The sequence below is a fragment of the Polynucleobacter nymphae genome (genome assembly GCF_018882155.1).
Classification (GTDB): Bacteria; Pseudomonadota; Gammaproteobacteria; order Burkholderiales; family Burkholderiaceae; genus Polynucleobacter; species Polynucleobacter nymphae.
Map to the genome: position 1 here is coordinate 70,660 of NZ_JACVPA010000002.1, position 17,597 is coordinate 88,256.

Below are 17,597 nucleotides of genomic sequence, written 5' to 3' on the forward strand. Positions count from 1 at the left end.
GATTGATTTAATCAATTTCAATATGGCGGTCTTTAGCCACTTTAGCCCAGCGCGCAATATCGTCTTTGATGTAATTGCTAAATTGGGATGGAGTCATTGGCATGAGTGTCATAGCCTCACTCGTCATTTTTTCGGAGAAGTCAGGCAAGGCAAGCACCTGATTAAGTTCTGTATTTAATTTTGCAATGATGGCAGGTGGCAGATTGGCTGGGCCAACTAAGCCATACCATTGCTGTCCATCAAAACCGCTATAACCCAGCTCTTTAAATGTGGGGATGGTAGGTGCTGCTGAACTTCGCTTGGCTCCAGTAACAGCAAGGCCACGGACTCGATTTGAGTTGATATAAGGCAGCGCTGCAAACAGGGTTGGGAACATGGCTTGAGTTTGCCCCGCTAACAAGTCTGTATAAGCAGGGCCAACACCGCGATATGGCACATGAACCATGAATATCCCTGCAGCTAATTTCAACTGCTCCATGCCAAGATGAGTAAGAGTGCCAGGGCCTGCTGAGCCGTAACTGAGTTTTGCTGGATTCTTTTTGGCGTAATCTACAAATTCTTTAAAGTTTTTAATCGGTAGTTCTGGGTTAATGACTAAAACGTTTGGCGTAGCACCAATCATGCCAATGGGCGTGAAATCCTTGATGGCGTCGTAGGGAAGTTTTCGAACTGCAGGGTTGGTGCCATGTGTGCCGACATAGGCGATCATCAGAGTGTAGCCATCAGCAGGCGCTTTAGCAGTTGCTTGGGAGGCAATCGATCCACCCCCACCACCCATATTCTCAACTACAACTGTTTGACCTAGAGAGCGAGAGAGTTTTTCTGCAACAGCTCTAGCAATATTATCTAGACCTCCACCGGCAGCAACTGGGGCTATGAGTTTGATAGGTTTTACGGGGTAAGCAGTGGCGCTTTGAGCTTGAGCTCCGATACTAAGCGTCAGGCTAGCTATGGCGACAATAAAAGATAAAAAAATCGGCATTGACCGATTGCTTGTTTTAGGCATTTTTTAAATCCAGATGATTGTGATGAATTAATGTAATCTTACGGAGTAATTTTACTATTGATGACAAATCTATTTGGATAGAGGAAATAGCATGATTTTGGAACATTGCGACATAGAAATTGACCCGGCAAAGCAGAAGGAGTTCGAGGAGGCTATTTTGCGGGGCGTAGAGACAGTAATATCGAAGGCTAAGGGTTTTAGGGGTTACAAGGTAAATCACAGCATAGAAAGACCAGCGCGCTATTTATTACTCATTTACTGGGACACCTTAGAGAGTCATACAGTCGATTTTCGGGGATCTGCATCCTTTGCGGATTGGCGCGCCATTGTTGGACCTTTCTTTGCAAAGCCACCCCATGTGGAGCATATGACTTTGGTTGGCAAATCAACTTAAATTATTTAGCCCACTTTGAGTTTTTTTCTGATGGATTCCTCAATTGGGATGGAATCCAGAGTGGGCTCAAGAGCTTCGCGCTCATCAAAGACAAAACAGCTACCCTTGTAGTGTGCTGAGCCAACTTCTTCAAAATATTTAAGAATGCCACCCTCGAGTTGGTAGCTATGTTGCATACCAATCTCACGCATATAGAGTCCTGATTTTTCACAACGAATTCCGCCAGTGCAAAAACTCACTAGCGTTTTATCTGCAAGTGCTTCTTTGTGTGCAGCAATCGCCTTCGGGAATTCTGTAAACTTTTCGATATTAAAGTGCAGAGCATTTTCAAAAGTACCATAGTCAACTTCAAATGCATTGCGTGTATCTACCATGACTACAGGGCGACCTAAGTCATCGGTGCCACGATCAAGCCACTCTCGTAACTTCTGAGGTTTAATGAAATTTGCGCGGCCTTCTTCAGGACGAATCGCAGGGTGATTCATGCGAATGATTTCATTTTTGAGTTTAATCAACATCTTTTTAAACGGCTGATCTTCTGACCAACTTTCTTTTACTTCGAGAGGTTTAAAGCGAGAGTCTGCACGCAACCAATCCAGAAAGCCGCGCAGCTCCATTTCTTTGCCAGCGAGAAAGAGGTTGATGCCTTCGCCAGTGAGTAAAATGGTGCCTTTCAGTCCTCGGTTATTACATTCATTCAGCATTTTGGTGCGCAAGTCTGATAGACCATCAAGGCTGACGAATAAATAGGCGGCAATATTCAGAATCAACTTCATTTTTCCTCTCTCCAAGCTACCCGTGCATTATCGAGCAAATAGGTCTTAGGGGTGGTAATCTTGAGGTCTTATTTAAAGGAGGCAATCCATGCTGTATCTAGCCAAAATGGCCAAAAGAGCCCTATTTATAAGCCTGGCCACCTTGGGATTGGGCAGTTTAGCAGTAGCCCAAACTACTGGAGTAGGAACTTGGCCAAGCCAAAAACCCATTCGTTTGATTGCGGTATTTCCACCCGGTGGATCGGTTGATCAAGTAGCCCGTGTTTTCGCCCCCGCTTTGCAATCAGAATTAAAGCAAAACGTGATTGTTGAAAACATTGGTGGCGCATCTGGTGTGATTGGTACTTCTGCAATGACGCGAGCTGATGCCGACGGCTATACCTTTGCGGTTGTGTTTGATACTCATGGCGTTAATCCAAGTCTCAAAGACAAACTTCCCTACGATACGATTAAAGATATTGCGCCAGTCATTCTGGTGGGTACCTCACCAATGGTGTTGGTAGCAAGCAAGAACTCAGGTATCACTAGCTTCAAACAACTTGTAGAAATGTCTAAGGCAGGTAAACAATTTAGTTATGGCTCAATTGGCATTGGTAGCTTAGGCCACTTAGCAATGGCACGTCTTGCTAAGCAAGCTGGCTTTGATTGGAATCACATTCCCTATCGTGGTGGCGGTCCTTTAATGCAAGATGCTCTTGGAGGTCAGGTGCAGTTGGCTATTGGCTCAGAGTTTTTAGTTAAACCCCATATCGAGAGTGGCAGCATCATTCCTTTAGTAATTACGACTACCAAAAGAGTTCCAGGTTTACCTAATGTACCTACGGTTTCTGAAAGTGGTTTCCCTGGTTTTAGTGCCCCAGCTTGGTGGGCAATCTTAGCTCCAGGAAAAACCCCGCCTGCGATTGTAGATGCGATGAATAAAGCTCTGAATAAGGCTTTGAAAACTCCAGCCGTTGCCGAGAAATTTAAATCCCAGGGAATTGAAATTGTTGGCGGCTCCCCTGAAACTGCACGTGAATTTATTGGCAAGCAAATCGGTATTTGGGGTAAGTTCGTGATTGAGAACAATATTAAAGAAACTAGTCAATAGAAAGCGTCTATGTCTGAACGTTTAATTCCCTATCAACCAATGGATTTAGCTGAGCCAGCTGAGCTGGTTGCAGCAATTCGCCAAAGACGCGGTGGCCAGTTTATTAATTTAGATCGCATGCTTTTGCATAGCGTACCGATCGCTGAGGGCTGGAATCATTTCATCGGTGAAATTCGCAATAATCTTTCTTTGGATCCGAAGTTACGTGAATTAGCAATGTGTGGGGTAGCAGTGCTCAATGGGGCTGAGTATGAATTCTTTCACCATGCGCCACCATTTAAGAAGGCTGGTGGCACTGAAGAGCAAGTGCAAGGATTGCGTTTAATTGGTCAAGCAAGCTTTCCTAGAAATCTTTTTACTCAGACAGAAAATGATGCTGCTGATTTAACGTTCCAAATGACTCGTAATATTAAAGTCGATTCCGAATTAATGAGGCGCCTACAAAAACAGTTAGGAAGTACTGATGCAGTGGAGCTAGTGACAGTAATTGCTGCTTACAACATGGTGTCTCGTTTCTTGATTGCTCTGGACGTTAATCCAGAAGATCATCCTCCGGCTTGATGAGCTAATGATTCATTGGAGCGAAGGTGAGTACTCTTATTCTGCAAAGTGGCATTCAGAAAATGGCATTGCCGCCCATAAAAAAATCCAAATCGTTGATGACACCCTAACTGCTGATATAGCTTATCGCTTAGCTTGTGCAGGAACTGCAATGCTTTATAAGGGTGATTTTCAGAATGCAAGGCAGCTATTGCAGGCCTTAGTGAGAAGGGTTGATAAGCCTTCTAAGAAATCAAACAGGGTTGATAGGCTTGCAAAAGATAAGACAAAAAGTCCCTTAGATACCTTCAATCTTTATCGCTTGGCCCAGTCACAGCGGGCGCGTATTCTAGGGATGCTACTGATTCCAGTGAATGCGGATCATAGTATTTCCTTAAGGCGTGCACCCGATGTTATTCAGGCGTGTTTAGAGGCTTATGGAGAGCAGTCTGAGCCCTACGTTATCTCCTTAAGGGAGTTACTTGGCGTTATTAGCGCGCATGAGTGGCGTAAGAAGGGTGTGCCAGTTTTGGCGAGAGATGATGAAGAGATTCGCATTTATCCGCACTATGGTGTGTTCTCCCCTGTACGAGGAGAATATATAGAGCTAGTTCTCAAGGCGCCTTTACCAAGTGCGCTACAGAATCACTCTATAGCCTTTGATATCGGGACAGGTACTGGCGTCTTGTCAGTTGTCCTAGCAATGCGAGATATACAAAAGATTATTGCAACTGATCAAGATGTCCGAGCTATTGCCTGCGCGCAAGATAATGTTGATCGCTTAGGTCTGCAATCTCGAATTGAAATTTTGAAGACGAATTTATTCCCTGCGCAAAAAGCGGCACTCATTGTTTGTAATCCGCCTTGGTTGCCTGCAAGACCAAGCTCCTCTCTGGAGCATGCGGTATATGACCTAGAAAGTCAGATGCTGAAAGGCTTTCTAGATAAATTGAAGGATCATTTATCACCTGGTGGTGAGGGCTGGCTTATCCTCTCCGATCTAGCAGAGCATTTGGGGTTACGTTCTAGACCAGAGTTATTGAGCTTGATCGAAGCTGCGGGGTTAAAGGTAGTAGGGCGTTTAGATACTAAGCCTGTGCATCAGAAAGCGTTTAATCAAGAAGATCCCCTATATTTAGCTCGCTCCGCTGAGATTACCTCCCTGTGGCGTCTAGCAATTTAACAATACGTTCTGAAGTTAAAGGTCTTAAGGATATATGTAATGCAGGTGGGATTTGATATTTTGAACGCACTTGCTGGTGATAATATTATTTACTTAAAAAACATTGATTTTTAATGAACACGCAAACCCCATCTGATTCTGATTTAACGGTTCTGTTAGAGCACTACCAAAATGCACGCTATGACAATGCTTATAGCTTAGCAACTTCTATAACGGAACAATATCCAAATCATCCATTCGCTTGGAAGGTTTTAGGTGCAGTACTAATGACAGCAGGAGATATTCAAGGAGCATTATTTGCTAATGAAACGGTCTCTAGATTAGCCCCCCAAGATGCGATAGCGCTTTATAACTTAAGTAATACTCTGAAAGAGCTTGGGAGACTAGATGATGCTGAAGCTGGCTTCAGAAATTCCATCCTCCTTAAACCAGATTTTGCTGAAGCTTATCTGAATTTAGGCGTTCTCCTACAAGAGTCAGGAAGATTTGTAGATGCCGAAGCTAGCTATAGAAAAGCAATAGCTGCTAATTCATCTTATGCTCAACTCCATAATAATTTAGGTAATGTGCTTCGAGAGTTGGATCGATTTGAGGATGCAGAGGCCTGCTATATAAACGCTATTACACTAAATCCAGAATATGTCGAGGCCCATAGCAATCTCGGAATTGCTCTACAAAGCTTGGGGAGAATGCATGATGCAGAGGCTTGCTACCAAAAAGCAATTGCACTAAAGCCAGACTTTGCTCAGGCTCACTACAATCTTGGTGTTGTACTGCAAGAATCATCACGGTTTATTGAGGCTAAAGACTGTTATAGCAAGGCCATCGCTCTTAGAGTTAACTATTATGAGGCCCGCTACAACCGAGGTATTGTTCTTTTAGCTTTAGGCGACGTAATGGCAGCCCTTCAAGAGGCTATTGATTTAATAGAGCTAAAGCCTACTATTGATGCCAAAGGTCTCTTTGTAGAGGCTCTTAAAAGTATCAGCGTTACTTTTTGGGATTTGTCGCTATCAAATATGCTTACTACCGCGCTGCTGGAGCCTTGGGGTAGGCCTTCCGACATAGGGCCTTTTGCGTGCCAACTGCTGAAGTCAGATCCAGAGATTCAAAAAGTGCTTGATGACTTAGCGAGTAATTTACCGCAAGATGCTGATGGAAAGGATCGGGAATATGCTTTCCCTAAAAATCACTTTCTATCTCTACCCCTACTTAATGCAGTTTTGACATCTGGGCCAATTGCTGATGTAGAGCTGGAGAAATATTTCACTAGCTTGCGTTACCAATTGTTAAAAATTGCTAATGCCAATTTGAGTGACCAAATTAATAGTAATGGTAGGGAGTCTTTTTATTGCGCTCTTGCTCAGCAATGCTTCATTAATGAATATATTTATTATCAAACCCCACAGGAGATTGATTTATCGATTGCCCTTCGTGATAACTTTCTCAAGGCGCTTTCAGATCATGGTGAGGTTCCGGTCAGCCTGCTGCTTGCCGTTGCTTGCTACTTTCCTCTGCATACGCTTCAGCATTCTGAGGCGCTACTTGGTAAATCTTATTCCACTGAGGTGATGGCTGTTTTGAAACAGCAGATTCAAGAGCCCCTTGAAGAAATTCGCTTAAGGCAGTTCATCCCGTCATTAACAGATGTAGATAATCAGGTTTCCTTGGCAGTTCAGGGTCAGTATGAGGAAAACCCATATCCCAGATGGGTTCGTTTACCCCATCTGTTTGCTGACAAGTTTCTAAATTCCTGGATTGCTAAAAAATACCCTTTGGCCGATTACCACCCACAGGCAGATGATCAGAATCTTGAAGTTCTCATTGCAGGTTGTGGTACTGGTCAGCATTCTATCGGCTGTGCTCAACTCACTAAAGGAGCAAAAATACTTGCAGTAGATTTAAGTATCGCAAGCCTTGCGTATGCGAAGAGAAAAACGTTGGAAATGGGCATTGACTCAATAGAGTATGCACAAGCTGATCTCTTGAAATTGCCTTCTATTGGAAGAAAATTTAACCTGATCGAATCTGTCGGCGTCTTGCATCATATGGATAAACCTTTTGAAGGTTGGGAAGCCCTCATTTCGATGCTTAAGCCAAACGGATTGATGAGACTCGGCTTTTATAGTGAGCTTGCCAGGCAGGACATTGTTCAGGTGAGAAGCATGATCAGTCAGGGTGACATTGAATCTTCTTCGCAAGGCATTCGAAATTATCGCCACCATTTACTTGGGCTGACTAACTCTCAAGAGCTTCAATACGCTAGGAAGGGGATTGATTTCTATAGTATGAGCGCATGTCGCGACTTGATTTTTCATGTGCAGGAACACCGCATGCAGTTAGACGAAATCGCTCAATTTTTAGATACCCATCAATTGACATTCTTGGGGTTTGATATTGGGAAGGGAATACTCGAGTCTTATAAGCTACGTTTTCCGGACGATCCTGCTGCATCAAATTTGAAGTACTGGCATATATATGAACAAGAAAATCCCCATACATTTACCACTATGTATCAATTTTTAGTGCAGAAAAAACTCTGAAATTCTATCTAATGAATTGATATGTGGTCTGGCTGCAAATCTTCTTGATAGCGCTGATAAATTTTTGTATACACCGCTTCAATATTTTTCGCAAATAGTGATGTATTAAATAGCTGAGTGGAGTTCCGATTTTGGGCTAACTTCTGTTTAATGCTGGCGAGCTTATCAGGGTTGTGAGCCAGTTCAATAGCTGTAGCTTCATAAGCAGACTGTGTTGTTGTGATGAGTTCTGGTAGGTCGATTGCATTTAAAAGGCTGGCAGCTACACGACTTGCAAAAGATTTTCCTATCAGAGTAAGCACGGGTAACCCAGCCCATAGAGCATCGCTAGCAGTTGTTCCTGCATTGTAGGGCGCGGTATCTAAAAATAAATCACAGGCTTGGTAGCGAGCAAGATATTCATCGGCAGGCAGGTGCTTACCGAAGATAATTCTTTGACTCTCAATTCCTCTTACTGCGGCTTCCTTGAGTAGATTTTTCTGTGCCCATTCATTTTCAGCATATAAGAACAGGACGCTTCCTTCAATTGTCTTTAAGATCCGCATCCAACTGTCAAAGGTAGCAGGTAGTATCTTGTAATTATTGTTAAAACAGGCAAATACAAAACTATCCTGGGGTATGCCTAACTCTGCTCGTGTAAACACTTTGTCAGCTATTTGTCTATGGGAGTCATTGACTTGATAGCTTGGCAGATAAGCAATCTTTTCTAAGTAGAGTTGTTGAGAATCCTCCGGAACAATAGTCTTGTCTGCAAATAGATAATCTATGTATTGGGTGCCCATTGTTCCCAAGTACCCAATGTAGCTCATTTGAACTGGGGCGGCACGTAAAGCAAAAATGCCGGTGCGATTATCCATCGTGAACCCCCCCAAATCAACAGCAATATCAATCTCTAACTCTCTAGCCAGCCTGGCAATTTCAAGGTCTGACATGCTGCTCACATCAATGAATTGATCAAAAGATTGGCTTAGGCGCTCGCGCAGTGGACTTTTATCATCAAGACCAAATGAAAAGGCAATAATTTCAAATTGATTTTTATCATGCAGCTCAAATAATTCTGCAGTCAGCATAGAGACTGGATGATGTCGAAAGTCTGCTGAAAAATAGCCAATACGAATTTTTTCATGCTTAGGAATTTTTGGAATTGCTCCTAAAGCAAGGTCGGCTGGGTATAGGGCTTGAGCGTAAATTTCAGCGGATTGTTTTTGTAATGTCCCATCATCAACTAAGGCGAGTATTTGAAAGGGGTGTGATTTTTTTTTATTTGACTGGATCTCGCTTTGAAGTTTTTCTATACTTTCTGGTAAGTTATCCCAGGCACACATTTTCATTTTTAGGTGCACTACCGTTCCTAATCCCCAGTCAATTTCAGAATTGAGATTAAGCGCCTTCTCATAATCAGTTACAGCCGCTTCATACTGTTTGAGAAGCTCCAGGGTATTGCCTTTATTGGACCAAGCCTCAGCTAAATCAGGATTGAGATTGAGCGCCTTTTCATAATGAGTTACAGCCTCTTCGTAGCGCTTGAGCTGCTGTAAAGCACTGCCTTTATTGGACCAAGCTTCAGTAAAAGTAGGTTTAAGATTGAGCGCCTTATCAAAGCAGTAAATAGCTGCCTCATAGCGCTTGAGCTGTAGCAGGGCATTGCCTTGATTAGACCAAGCCTCAGCTAAATCAGGATTGAGATTAAGCGACCTATCAAAGCAGTCGAGCGCCTCTTCATAGCGCTTGAGCTCATTTAAGACGTTACCCTTATTAGACCAAGCAGCTGCAAGATTGGGCTGATGACTTAGTGCTGTATCAAAGCACTCGACAGCTGCTTCATAGCGCTTAAGCTCATACAGAGCATCGCCTTTATTAGACCAAGCCTCAGCTAAATCGGGCTTAAGATTGATTGTCTTATCAAAGCAGTCAATCGCCTCTTCGTAGCGCTTGAGTTCATGAAGAGCATTGCCTTTATTAGACCAGGCTTCAGCAAAATTAGCATTCAGAGCAATCGCTTTTTCGAAGTTCATTAGCGCCTCTTCATGTAGCCCTAATTGAGATAATGTTTTTCCGTAATTTAGCCAAGCCTCTAAGTTATTGGGATTCAATTCCACTGTTTTTTTGTGATGCGGTATGGATTCTTTGATTGCGCCAGAATCTGCCATCGCTTTTGCGAGGTTATATTGGATCGATGCATCATTCGGACTAATGCGTGCAGCTTTAGTCAGTAGCTCAGCAGCCTCTTTGAATTTTTCTTGAGATGCTTTAATTAAGCCAAGAATATGCAAGGCAGGCAAATTCTTAGAATCCGCCTGCAATACTTTTTTGAGTATTGAATCAGCCCTATCAAAATTGTTACTTTCAAAAGCTTGAAGGGCTTGTTGAAGCATAAAGTTTAATTGGGGATTCATGGCTTAATTTTATCTCCTCTACTTTTAGGACTACGCTAAAAATAGAAAAACCCCTTAAGGCTATATTCCTTAAGGGGTTCATCATTAATGCTAGGTAAGGCTACTACTAATAATGGTGGAGTCGGCGGGAATCGAACCCGCGTCCGCAAATCCTCCACAACAAGTTCTACATACTTAGTCATATCATTTAATTTAATCAGTAAGGCACAGATTGACACGTTCCTGACTAACGATCCACTAAGTTTTCGTACTATTCCTCGTGGCACGAAATAGTCTTATCTCTTGTAAATGACCCTGATGTAGCTTGCGCTACCTGACCCAAGAGAGAATCAGTTCAGGGGCAACCGCAATTAAGCGGCTAGTGCGTAACGTTCGTCGTTAGCAGTTATTACATTCCCATTGATTTACGAGATAACGGGTCCTCGGTATGCCCTTGATGCTTTGTAATCCACGTCGAAACCATGTCGACCCCAGAGTTCATGCATAGGAAGCCATATTTTAAAGCCGCTAGCCTTAAATTGCCCAATATCTTTTAGAAGTGTTGTTATCCCCTATTGGGGAAGATGATTTGTAATAAATCAAGAGGGCTCTGAATGATGTAATCCGCACCCCAGGCCTCGGGAGGCTCTTTGCAGCCACAGTAGCCATATGCAGCAGCAACTGTCAGCATGCCCGCAGCTTTGCCTGCAATCACATCACGAATGTCATCACCTACATAAATTGATTTTGTAGGATCGACATTAGCAATTCTGGCGGCATGCAGAATTGGCTCTGGATGTGGTTTTGGGTGTGGCGTTGTATCACCGGAGACTGTTGAGGCTGCTCTTTGGCGCAAACCCATCAGCTCAGTCAGTGGATGAGTGAAGCGCTCACTTTTGTTGGTCACAATTCCCCAAGGAAGGTTTGCCTGCTCTAGTTGTTCGAGCAAATGATCCATTCCATCAAATAATCTACTGTGGACGAGGAGTGCCTTTTCATAGTTGCTCATGAACTCATCGCGCAAGGTGATGTAATCAGGATGATCTGTGGCAATTCCAAAGGCGCCCTCAAGCAGTCCGCGTGCACCAGCAGATGCATAAGGACGCAGAAATTTATAAGGCTTAGGAGCTAGGTTACGAGCTACTAGCAATTGATTAGTGGCTGCAACTAAATCAGGCGCTGTGTCCGCTAAGGTGCCATCTAGATCAAAAAAGATCCCGTGATAGGGGCTTGATAGATTATTCACACCCTTTATTCCTTGCGAACTGCAATCATATAGTTCACATCCACGTCATCACTAAGGCTATAAACCTGAGTGAGAGGGTTGTAACTTAGTCCTTTGATGCCATTCATCTCTAAGCCTGCATTACGGGTGAAGGCCACCAGCTCTGAGGGCTTAATAAATTTGGCGTATTCGTGTGTACCCTTGGGGAGTAGTTTGAGTATGTACTCAGCACCAATAATGGCAAATAAGTAGGACTTGGGGTTGCGATTCAGAGTGCTAAAAAAGAGCGTACCACCGGGCTTGCAGAGCTTTGCGCAGGCACGAACTACTGAGGCAGGGTCAGGCACGTGCTCAAGCATTTCCATGCAGGTGACTACATCATATTGTTCTGGCTGTTCATCCGCTAGCGCTTCTGCTGAGATCGAGCGGTAAGTGAGCTTTGCACCCACTTCTAAGGCATGAAGTTCAGCAACCTTGAGGGCTTTTTCAGATAAATCAATGCCAGTAGTATCGGCGCCGCATTGTGAGATGGATTCGGCCAAGATGCCACCACCACAACCAATATCAACGACCTTTTTACCTTCTAAATTAACGAAGGACTTGATCCATCCAAGGCGCAGAGGATTAATGGCATGCAGCGGCTTGAATTCACTATTAGGATCCCACCAGCGATGGGCTAGGGCGCTAAATTTGGCAATTTCAGATTGGTCTACGTTCATATGGGTTGTGTTGTGAATACGACTGATAAAGGATTCTACGAATATAGCGGAAATAAAAAAGCCCGCAAGAAGCGGGCTTTTTTACAAGTTAAGTGAATTACTTAGCAGCTGTACCAACAACTTCGATATCGGTACGGCGGTTCTTAGCGCGGCCTTCTTCAGTTGCATTAGTTGCAACTGGATTGCTCTTGCCTTTTGATTCTGTGTAGATACGGCTACCGTCAACACCTTTGCTTGTCAGATAAGCTTTAACTGACTGAGCACGACGCTGACCGAGGGCCATGTTGTACGCATCTGTACCAACGCTGTCAGTGTTACCAACAGCAATGATTACCTCTAACTTGATCTTGCTCAAATCACGAGCGATCTTGTCCAAAGTAGCTTTACCTTGTGGTTTCAAGTCAGACTTGTTGAAGTCGTAAAGTGTGTCAGCTTGCAAAGTGATTTTGCTTTGGCTAACGCCAGAAGCAGCACCAGCAGCTTTAGGGGCTAACGCACCGTCACAACCTTTAGAAGCTGTAGCAGGTGTCCAGTTAGCATCACGCCAGCACAATGTGCCAGATGCATCTTTCCAATTCAGGGTACCGTCAGCATTGACCCAGTTATCAGATGCCATTGCTGCGGTAGCAGAAACGGTAATAACAGAAGCGAGCAACAGTTTTAGGGTTTTGTTCATTTTTAGTCCTCAAAAATCTCTTTTTAATTAAAGTCAAACTTAAATGTAATTCGCCCTACTTTGAAGCAAAAGACCGCAAAGCGACACATCTCAATTTCGTACAAACTGACAGAATCTTAGCATAGGGGCCACCTGTCATCAAAATGATATTATTTATAGATGGAACAAGCCGCTAAAGAAACACTACCAATATCCCTCGAAGACGAAATGCGGCGGTCCTATTTGGACTACGCAATGAGCGTCATAGTCGGCAGAGCCCTGCCAGACGTGCGTGACGGCCTCAAACCGGTTCACCGCCGGGTCTTATTCGCAATGTATGAATTAAACAACGATTGGAACCGAGCTTACAAGAAATCTGCCCGTATAGTTGGCGATGTTATTGGTAAATACCATCCGCACGGTGATTCTGCGGTGTATGACACTATCGTTCGGATGGCTCAGGATTTCTCCCTGCGCTATATGCTGGTTGACGGGCAGGGTAACTTTGGCTCCGTAGACGGCGATAACGCTGCTGCAATGCGGTATACCGAGATCCGGCTGCGCAAGATTGCCCATGAGCTTTTGGCCGATTTGGACAAGGAAACCGTCGATTTTGGGCCAAATTACGATGGTAGCGAGAGAGAGCCCCTCATTCTGCCTGCCAAAGTGCCTAATTTGCTGATTAATGGCAGCTCTGGCATTGCTGTGGGTATGGCGACCAATATCCCCCCTCATAACTTAGATGAGGTCGTTACAGCCTGTTTACACGTCCTCCACAACCCAGAGTGCACGATAGACGAACTGATTGAGATTATTCCAGCCCCAGATTTCCCAACTGCCGGCATTATTTACGGCGTTCAAGGGGTGCGTGAGGGCTATAGAACTGGCCGCGGTCGTGTAGTAATGCGCGCCAAGACTCACTTTGAAGATATCGACAAAGGCGCACGTCAAGCCATCATCGTGGATGAGTTGCCATATCAGGTTAATAAAAAGAACTTACTCGAGCGTATTGCTGAATTAGTCAATGAGAAAAAAGTAGAAGGCATTTCTGATTTACGTGATGAATCAGATAAATCCGGTATGCGCGTTGTGATTGAACTTAAGCGTGGTGAAGTGCCGGAAGTTGTTTTGAATAATTTGTATAAGAGCACTCAGCTACAAGATAACTTCGGCATGAACATGGTGGCCCTGGTAGATAACCAACCGCGCTTGTTGAACTTGAAGCAGATGCTGGAGTACTTCTTGCAGCATCGTCGCGAAGTAGTGACACGTCGCACTATTTTTGAATTGCGTAAAGCACGTGAGCGTGGCCACGTCTTAGAAGGTTTAGCGGTTGCCTTAGCAAACATTGACGAATTTATTGCGATTATTAAAGCTGCTGCAAACCCAGTCATTGCGAAGCAAGAGCTGATGAGCAAAGCGTGGGATTCTTCGATGGTTCGTGAGATGTTGGCGCGGGCTGAGACTGATACCCCGGGCGGCCGCAATGCATACCGTCCTGAAGGCTTGCTGCCTGAGTACGGCATGCAGACTACTGGCTTGTATCGTCTCTCTGATAGTCAAGCGCAAGAAATTTTGCAGATGCGTTTACAACGCTTGACAGGACTTGAGCAAGATAAGATTGTCAATGAGTACAAAGAAGTGATGTCAGAGATTTCTGATTTGTTAGATTTGTTAGCAAAGCCAGAGCGTGTTACTTCAGTAATTGAGAGCGAGCTAAAAGAAGTTCAAGCAGAGTTTGGTAAAGCAGGTGGTGATAGTGGTCGTCGTTCCTTCATTGAAATGAATGCTACTGAACTCTTCACGGAAGATTTGATCACGCCGCAAGATATGGTGGTCACACTTTCGCATACTGGTTATATGAAGAGTCAGCCGCTGAGCGAGTACCGTGCTCAAAAACGCGGTGGTCGCGGCAAGCAAGCCGCAGCTACTAAGGATGAAGATTGGATTGATACTTTGTTCGTAGCCAATACGCATGACGCCATCCTGTGCTTCTCTGATCGCGGACGGATGTATTGGTTGAAAGTGTGGGAAGTGCCGCAAGGCAGCCGTACTTCACGCGGTAAGCCGATCGTCAATATGTTCCCATTGATCGAAGGCGAAAAGATTACTGTGATTCTCCCAATTAAGGGATATCAGGATGATCAGTATGTCTTTATGGCAACGAGCTTAGGTACTGTGAAGAAAACCCGTCTGTCTGATTTCTCTAACCCTCGTAAAGCCGGCATTATTGCTGTCGACTTAAATGAAGGCGACTTCTTAGTTGGTGCAGCCATTACTGATGGCCAGCATGATGTGATGCTCTTCTCGGATGCTGGTAAAGCAGTACGCTTTGATGAGAATGATGTTCGTCCAATGGGCCGTACTGCTCGTGGTGTACGTGGTATGAACTTAGGCGATGGTCATCAAGTGATTGCAATGCTTGTTGCTCCAGCAGAAGCTGAGGGCCAGCAAGCTGCAGTAGTTGATGCAAATGGCATTGCGATGCCAAGTAGCGTATTAACTGCTACAGAGAATGGTTATGGCAAGCGCACTCCGATTGCTGAGTACACGCGTCATGGTCGTGGCACTAAAGGCATGATTGCGATTCAGACATCTGAGCGAAATGGCAAAGTTGTTGCCGCTGCATTGGTATCAACAGAAGATCAAATTATGTTGATTACCACTGGTGGTGTTTTAGTGCGTACTCGTGTTTCTGAAATCCGTGAGATGGGTCGTGCAACACAAGGCGTTACCTTAATTAACGTTGATGAAGGTACCCGTTTATCTGGTTTGCAACGGATTGCTGAAAGCGATTCAGACGATGAGGGTGATGAAGTAGAAGAGGACGATGTATCTGCCGATCCAGCAACTGATGCAGAAGGTGACGCGTAAGGCGTCACCAAAAGATGATCTAAGACGATGAGCTTTGACCACCGCATCTTCAATTTCGCTGCGGGGCCAGCCACTTTGCCTGAGGAGGTGCTCAAGCAGGCTGCTGATGAAATGCTCAATTGGCGTGGACTTGGCACTAGCGTACTAGAGATTAGCCACCGCAGTAAAGAATTCATGGAAGTATATGAAGAGGTGGTGCAGGATCTGCGCTCCTTGATGAATATCCCAAACAACTATGAAATCTTGCTCCTGCAAGGCGGTGGCCTTGGACAAAATGCAGCCATTCCAATGAACCTCATGCCTTTGGCTAAGAATGGCCCCAAGGCAGATTACATTGTGACTGGTATCTGGTCAGAAAAATCGTATAAAGAAGCGCAAAAGTACGGCACAGCAAATTTAGCTGCTTCGTCTGCTGCGGAAAAATTCAATACGATTCCCCCAAGAAATACTTGGAAGCTATCTGATGATGCCGCTTATGTTCTCTACTGCGCCAATGAGACGATTGGCGGCGTCGAGTTCCCGGATGTGCCAGATGTGGGTAAGACTCCTTTAGTTGCAGATATTTCTAGCAACTTCCTGTCTAAAGAGATGGATGTCACGCAGTGTGGCGTCTGGTTCGGTGGGGTGCAGAAAAACATTGGCCCAGCAGGCGTGACGATTGTGATTGTCCGTAAAGACTTAATAGGTCACAGCATGGGGATCACCCCATTGATTTGGGACTGGTCTGTCCAGGCTGGCACCCAATCGATGATCAACACCCCACCCACTTTCTCCGTTTATATGGCTGGCTTAGGATTTAAGTGGCTTCTTAAGCAGGGCGGTGTTAAGGTTATTGAAAAGCGTAATCAAGAAAAAGCCGACTTGCTCTATCAGTTTTTGGATCAAAGTAGCTTGTATGAGAATCGGGTTGAAAAACAGTACCGCTCTCGTATGAACGTGACTTTCTTCCTAAAGGACGAGTCTTTGAATGCACAGTTTTTAGCGCAATCTAGTGCTGCGGGATTAGTTGCTTTGCGCGGTCATAAAGCTGCAGGTGGTATGCGTGCCAGTATTTACAACGCAATGCCTATCGAGGGCGTTAAGGCTTTAATTGAATTTATGCGTGATTTTGAAAGGCGGGCTTAATGAGTACTGAAGAACAGCGCTTAGCTCCCCTGCGAGAAAAAATCGATGCATTGGATGCAGAGATTTTGGATTTACTGACGCAGCGTGCTAAAGCAGCGCAAGAAGTTGGTCATGTTAAAGGTGGCTTCTCATCCCCAGTGTTTCGTCCTGAGCGTGAGCGCCAAGTGATTGCTCGTTTGCAAGAAAGTAATACTGGACCTTTATTGCCTGATGGTATTGCCGCTATATGGCGTGAGGTTATGTCTGCCTGTAGAGCCTTAGAGGCGCGTCAAACTATTGCGTATCTTGGGCCAGCAGGTACCTTCTCAGAACAAGCTGCCCAAACCTATTTTGGTCACTCGATCGCTGGTCTGCCTTGCGCAAGTCTGGATGAAGTCTTTAAATCGGTAGAGAAGGGCGCTGCGCAATTTGGCGTAGTGCCGGTTGAGAACTCTAGCGAAGGTGCCATCTCTCGTACCTTAGATTTACTTTTAGACTCTTCAATGCGCATTAGCGGCGAGGTAGTGCTGCCGATTCATCATCATCTCTTAACTAAGAGTGGAAACTTAGATGGCGTAACAACGGTTTGCGCTCATGCACAAGCATTGGCACAGTGTCAACAATGGTTAAGCCTGCATGCACCAAACTTAAAGCGCCAAGCGGTGAGTAGTAATGCTGAGGCTGCACGTTTAGCGGCAAATGATTCATCTTTAGCTGCCATTGCTGGCGATCCTGCACAAGAGACCTATGGTTTACAAGCTGTCGCTGCACAGATTCAGGACGATCCTCATAACCGCACTCGCTTTGTTGTCGTCGGTGCTTATGAATGCCAGCCAACAGGTAAAGATCAAACCTCTCTAGTCTTGTCGATTGATAACCAGCCGGGCGCGGTGCATCGCCTACTGGCTCCTTTAGCAAAGCACGGAGTGTCGATGAACCGTTTTGAATCTCGACCTGCTCGTAAAGGCACTTGGGAATATCACTTCTATATTGATATTGCTGGTCATGCGGAAGATGCCAAAGTCGTGAAAGCTTTAGAGGAATTAAAAGCTACTGCAGCGTTCTATAAGAACCTGGGTTCTTATCCTCACTCAGCTTGAGTATTTAAAAATA

Annotated in this window: 14 protein-coding genes, 1 other RNA gene and 1 pseudogene; 8 read left to right on the forward strand and 8 right to left on the reverse strand. The window is 44.7% G+C overall.

Annotation, left to right across the window (positions count from 1 at the left end):
• Positions 1-7: 7 nt before the first annotated feature.
• Complete coding sequence (locus ICN29_RS09025) at positions 8-1,006, reverse strand: Bug family tripartite tricarboxylate transporter substrate binding protein (protein ID WP_216132450.1); 999 nt, start codon at positions 1,004-1,006, stop codon at positions 8-10.
• Positions 1,007-1,097: 91 nt separating this feature from the next.
• On the opposite strand from ICN29_RS09025, the gene ICN29_RS09030 reads away from it, so the two are divergent.
• Positions 1,098-1,400 (forward strand): antibiotic biosynthesis monooxygenase family protein, encoded by a 303-nt coding sequence (locus ICN29_RS09030; protein ID WP_216132453.1) that lies wholly within the window; start codon positions 1,098-1,100, stop codon positions 1,398-1,400.
• Between the two features lie 5 nt (positions 1,401-1,405).
• Here ICN29_RS09030 and ICN29_RS09035 read toward each other — a convergent pair whose 3' ends face one another.
• Positions 1,406-2,176, reverse strand: coding sequence for a sulfurtransferase (locus ICN29_RS09035; protein WP_216132456.1), 771 nt, complete (start codon positions 2,174-2,176; stop codon positions 1,406-1,408).
• An 88-nt stretch (positions 2,177-2,264) separates the two neighbouring features.
• Between ICN29_RS09035 and ICN29_RS09040 the strand changes: the two genes are divergently transcribed.
• From ICN29_RS09040 to ICN29_RS09055, 4 genes are all read left to right on the forward strand, one after another.
• Positions 2,265-3,266 (forward strand): tripartite tricarboxylate transporter substrate binding protein, encoded by a 1,002-nt coding sequence (locus ICN29_RS09040; protein WP_216132459.1) that lies wholly within the window; start codon positions 2,265-2,267, stop codon positions 3,264-3,266.
• A 9-nt stretch (positions 3,267-3,275) separates the two neighbouring features.
• On the forward strand, positions 3,276-3,827 hold the full coding sequence (locus tag ICN29_RS09045; protein WP_216132462.1) for a carboxymuconolactone decarboxylase family protein: 552 nt from the start codon (positions 3,276-3,278) through the stop codon (positions 3,825-3,827).
• Between the two features lie 7 nt (positions 3,828-3,834).
• On the forward strand, positions 3,835-4,989 hold the full coding sequence (locus tag ICN29_RS09050) for a methyltransferase (protein WP_216132465.1): 1,155 nt from the start codon (positions 3,835-3,837) through the stop codon (positions 4,987-4,989).
• 113 nt (positions 4,990-5,102) lie between these two features.
• The gene (locus tag ICN29_RS09055; RefSeq protein ID WP_216132468.1) at positions 5,103-7,532 is read left to right on the forward strand and encodes a class I SAM-dependent methyltransferase; all 2,430 of its coding nucleotides are present in this window, start codon (positions 5,103-5,105) and stop codon (positions 7,530-7,532) included.
• A gap of 8 nt (positions 7,533-7,540) precedes the next feature.
• Here the strand turns inward: ICN29_RS09055 and ICN29_RS09060 are convergent, their stop codons facing one another.
• The 5 genes from ICN29_RS09060 to ompA form a co-directional block, all read right to left on the reverse strand.
• The gene (locus tag ICN29_RS09060; RefSeq protein ID WP_216132470.1) at positions 7,541-9,928 is read right to left on the reverse strand and encodes a tetratricopeptide repeat protein; all 2,388 of its coding nucleotides are present in this window, start codon (positions 9,926-9,928) and stop codon (positions 7,541-7,543) included.
• Positions 9,929-10,041: 113 nt separating this feature from the next.
• Positions 10,042-10,400: a transfer-messenger RNA gene (gene ssrA / locus ICN29_RS09065) on the reverse strand.
• Between the two features lie 72 nt (positions 10,401-10,472).
• Entirely contained in the window at positions 10,473-11,153 is a 681-nt protein-coding gene (locus tag ICN29_RS09070; RefSeq protein WP_216132472.1) for an HAD family hydrolase, read from the reverse strand.
• 5 nt (positions 11,154-11,158) lie between these two features.
• Positions 11,159-11,851, reverse strand: coding sequence for a bifunctional 2-polyprenyl-6-hydroxyphenol methylase/3-demethylubiquinol 3-O-methyltransferase UbiG (ubiG, locus tag ICN29_RS09075; RefSeq protein ID WP_216132474.1), 693 nt, complete (start codon positions 11,849-11,851; stop codon positions 11,159-11,161).
• A 97-nt stretch (positions 11,852-11,948) separates the two neighbouring features.
• A complete protein-coding gene (gene ompA / locus ICN29_RS09080) occupies positions 11,949-12,527 on the reverse strand; it encodes an outer membrane protein OmpA (RefSeq protein WP_216132476.1) in 579 nt (192 codons plus the stop codon).
• A gap of 159 nt (positions 12,528-12,686) precedes the next feature.
• On the opposite strand from ompA, the gene gyrA reads away from it, so the two are divergent.
• Positions 12,687-15,380 carry a DNA gyrase subunit A gene (gene gyrA / locus ICN29_RS09085; RefSeq protein ID WP_216132477.1) on the forward strand — a complete coding sequence of 898 codons (2,694 nt, stop codon included), beginning with the start codon at positions 12,687-12,689 and terminating at the stop codon, positions 15,378-15,380.
• On the opposite strand, the pseudogene ICN29_RS10790 reads toward gyrA, so the two are convergent.
• Positions 15,375-15,422 (reverse strand): annotated as a pseudogene (locus ICN29_RS10790) (hypothetical protein); the annotation flags it as partial. The gene gyrA and the pseudogene ICN29_RS10790 sit on opposite strands and share 6 nt — an antisense overlap.
• Here ICN29_RS10790 and serC point away from each other — a divergent pair.
• Both serC and pheA read left to right on the forward strand, forming a co-directional pair.
• Positions 15,408-16,505, forward strand: coding sequence for a 3-phosphoserine/phosphohydroxythreonine transaminase (gene serC, locus ICN29_RS09090; RefSeq protein WP_216132478.1), 1,098 nt, complete (start codon positions 15,408-15,410; stop codon positions 16,503-16,505). The pseudogene ICN29_RS10790 and the gene serC overlap by 15 nt on opposite strands.
• The gene (gene pheA / locus ICN29_RS09095; RefSeq protein WP_216132479.1) at positions 16,505-17,584 is read left to right on the forward strand and encodes a prephenate dehydratase; all 1,080 of its coding nucleotides are present in this window, start codon (positions 16,505-16,507) and stop codon (positions 17,582-17,584) included. Before serC ends, pheA begins: the two co-directional genes overlap by 1 nt.
• Positions 17,585-17,597 lie beyond the last annotated feature (13 nt).